The sequence below is a fragment of the Priestia sp. P5_B4 genome (assembly GCF_056400385.1).
In genome coordinates, this window is record NZ_JBFULJ010001217.1 from 1 (window position 1) to 884 (window position 884).

At 44.3% G+C, this 884-nt stretch carries 2 protein-coding genes; both read left to right on the forward strand.

Features of this window, described 5'->3' with window-relative positions; genetic code table 11:
* The first annotated feature begins 96 nt into the window (after positions 1-96).
* On the forward strand, positions 97-621 hold the full coding sequence (locus AC1DRF_RS30050) for a hypothetical protein (protein ID WP_477742578.1): 525 nt from the start codon (positions 97-99) through the stop codon (positions 619-621).
* Between the two features lie 150 nt (positions 622-771).
* Positions 772-884: sporulation protein (locus tag AC1DRF_RS30055; RefSeq protein WP_477742579.1), on the forward strand; the 113-nt coding region annotated here is incomplete at its 3' end.

Sequence of the window (884 nt, forward strand, 5' to 3'; positions counted from 1 at the left end):
CAGCAATGCACTTCCTTGTACTAGTTTACATAATCTATTTATATATAGGTATAAAATTGCCTATATAAATCTTATTTATAGATAAGGATGGTTTATGTGAGTTACAACAATAAAAAGAAGTGTTGCTGGTGTTCTAATCAGTATTATTACAAAACTTCTGGCTATGATCCAAGAAGTAGCCATGAAGGAAAATGCTGTCATAACGATTATAAGCATAACGATCATTGTCCTAAACATGATGATGATCATCGTTCTGGACATAAAAAATGCCATCATGGTAGCAACCATGGCGGAGGTCACGACGGTAACCATGGCGGAGATCACGGGGGCAGTCATGGCGGAGGTCACGGCGGTAACCACGGTGGAGGTCACGGAGGTTGTCATGGCGGAGGTCACGGTGGCAACCACGGCGGAGGTCACGGTGGCAACCACGGCGGAGGTCACGGTGGCAACCACGGCGGAGGTCACGGTGGCAACCACGGCGGAGGTCACGACGGTAACCACGGCGGAGATCACGGAGGTTGTCATGGCGGAGGTCACGGCGGTAACCACGGTGGAGGTCATGGCGGTAACCACGGCGGTTGTAAAAGACGTCGCTGCTGTTGGGGCTGGGTGTTTTAATTTAATAAATAATTGAATTAAAATGAAGCGTTGATTTAGCAGAAAGAACTCAAGAAATTGAGTTCTTTTTTTGTAAGTTGAAACTTATAAACGGTATACTTCGTATATATAGTAAGAGCATTTTGGAGGAGGAAAAAAATGTTTAAAAAAATGTTTGCTAAAATTGGAGTTGGAGCTGCCAAAGTGGATTTACGATTAAATGAAACGGCCTATACGCTCGGTCATGTAATTGAAGGAGCTATTGTCATCCAAGGTGGAAACGT